This is a genomic window from Bradyrhizobium sp. 31Argb, assembly GCF_043638955.1.
GTDB lineage: Bacteria > Pseudomonadota > Alphaproteobacteria > Rhizobiales > Xanthobacteraceae > Bradyrhizobium.
Window position 1 is genome coordinate 1 of sequence record NZ_JBEGDB010000531.1, and the last position, 2,152, is coordinate 2,152.

Sequence of the window (2,152 nt, forward strand, 5' to 3'; positions counted from 1 at the left end):
GTTGATCATCATCAAGAGTAGTTCGGCATTCATGCAGAGCTGTAGTAGAACGCGCTGCATGATTGATTTGCCTTTCGATCCAGCATTGCTCCAGAAAGCCGTGACGGCGCTGTCGTCACGGCTTGCCATGTTGTCGGCGGAATGCAGCACGCTGGCGGCTGAGCGTGATGCAGCGATCGCCCAGCGCGATGCTGCGATCCAGGAGAACGACAAGCTCCTGGTGATCCTGTCGCAGTACAAGCGCACGATCTTCGGTCCCCGGTCCGAGACACTGGATCCCGGACAGCTATCTCTCTTCACCATCACGGCGCAGGCGGCTGGTCCCGCCGCCAACGACGACGTGACCGGAGGCAGGCTGCCTGATGGAGCGGAAGGCCGTGGAAAGCGACTGGCGCGACGCAACCGGGGGAAGCTTCCGGAGCATTTGCCGCGCATCGACGTCGTGATCGATATCGAGAGCCATATCTGCCCCTGCTGCGGCGAGCGGCTGCACAAGATCGGGGAGACCGTCAAGGAAGCCTTCGACGTCGTTCCGATGCAATACCGGGTCAAGCGCATCGTGCGTCCGCGCTATGGTTGCCGGGGATGCCGCCAGGGTGTGCTGCAGGCGGCCGCGCCGGCCCAGGCGGTCGAGGGCGGGATGGTGACGGAAGCCTTACTGGCCCACATCGCGGTGATGAAATACGGTTACCAGCTGCCGCTGTATCGGCAGGAACAGATGTTTGCCGCGCAGGGCGTCGCGCTCGACCGTCAGACGCTGGCTTCGTGGATGGGCCGCGTCGCCTGGTGGCTGAGGCCGCTTCACGCGCTGTTGCGCGACACAGTGATCTCCTACCCGCGGCTGTTTGCCGATGAGACGCCGCTGCCGGTTCTCGATCCCGGCCGTGGCAGGACCAAAGTCTGCCAGTTCTGGGCGATCGCCACCGATGACCGGCCGTGGGGCGGCCCGGCACCGCCGGCGGTGGTCTACGTATTTGCCGAGGATCGCAAGGCGATCCGCGCCAAACAGCTGTTCGGAGACTACCAGGGCATCCTGCAGGTCGACGGCTATGCCGCCTACAAGGGTCTGATCAAGAACGGCGGCCGTCTGGTGCAACTCGCATTCTGCTTCGCGCATGCGCGGCGGAAGTTCTGGGACGTTCACGTCGCGACGAAGTCGCCGATTGCCGCGGAAGCGCTGCAACGGATTGCGATGTTCTATGCCATCGAAGACCGTATCCGTGGTCTGCCGGCGGCGCAGCGGTCTGCGGTTCGGCAAACCGAAACCAGGCCGCTGATCGAGCACCTCAAGCCGTGGCTTGAGGCACGACTGCTGGAAGTCTCGAAGAAGTCTGGCCTTGGCAAGGCGATTCGCTACACCCTCAACCATTGGGAAGGCCTGACGCGCTTCATCGATGACGGGCGCATCGAGATCGACAACAATACGGTCGAACGCACCATCAAGCCGATAGGGTTAGGAAAGAAGAACTATTTGTTTGCGGGCAGTGAAGGCGGCGCCGAGACCTGGGCCATTCTCGCGTCGATCATCAACTCGGCCAAGCTGCAAGACATCGACCCGCGGCATTATCTGACCGACGTTCTCGAGCGCATTGTCTCCGGACGCACCAAGATCAATCAGCTGCACACATTGCTGCCGTGGACATGGAAGGCCGAGCGCGATGGTCTGGAGACAAAGCTCGCCGCCTGATCAATTTGACGGCAGGGCGTCGGGAACTTCCTGCGCGTCGCTGGTGTCGTCATAGATCTCTTCGCGGATCACGCGCAGCGTCACCTCGTGCAGATAGACTTGCAGCGCCCTCTGCAGCTCGGTGAACTCCGGCAGCAGGATCTTGTCAACGAAGCCCCGTGACGCGCGGATCATCACCGTGTTGCGTCGCTGGCGGTGGTAACGAAACGGCCGCAGCCCGTATCGACGGCAAAGCGCCAGAAACAGCTGCCGCGACCATTGGTCGGGAAGTGAGAATTGCTGCTCGATCGGTGGATCGTGGCGAGCGAGCTCCTCGACCCGGGCACGCACCCGCTGCAGTGCGGCTTCCGCCGCCAAGCGCTCACCAGCAGTTCCTGCACCCGCGAACAACGCCTCGATCTTCCGAAGCTTCTCGCGCAGATGCGACTCGCTGGTCATTCTGATCCCCGTCGCCCCCTTCAGAGG

Annotated in this window: 2 protein-coding genes; one reads left to right on the forward strand and one right to left on the reverse strand. The window is 62.6% G+C overall.

Annotated features, from left to right (window positions below; genetic code table 11):
- Positions 1-127: 127 nt before the first annotated feature.
- Complete coding sequence (gene tnpC / locus AAFX91_RS41045; RefSeq protein ID WP_394570277.1) at positions 128-1,687, forward strand: IS66 family transposase; 1,560 nt, start codon at positions 128-130, stop codon at positions 1,685-1,687.
- Here the strand turns inward: tnpC and AAFX91_RS41050 are convergent.
- Positions 1,688-2,152: hypothetical protein (locus AAFX91_RS41050; RefSeq protein WP_394570276.1), on the reverse strand; the 465-nt coding region annotated here is incomplete at its 5' end. It lies immediately after the preceding gene.

Excerpts from the sequence above, each read along its gene's own strand:
- tnpC (WP_394570277.1), top strand. The coding sequence starts at position 128 with ATGTTGTCGGCGGAATGCAGCACGCTGGCGGCTGAGCGTGATGCAGCG.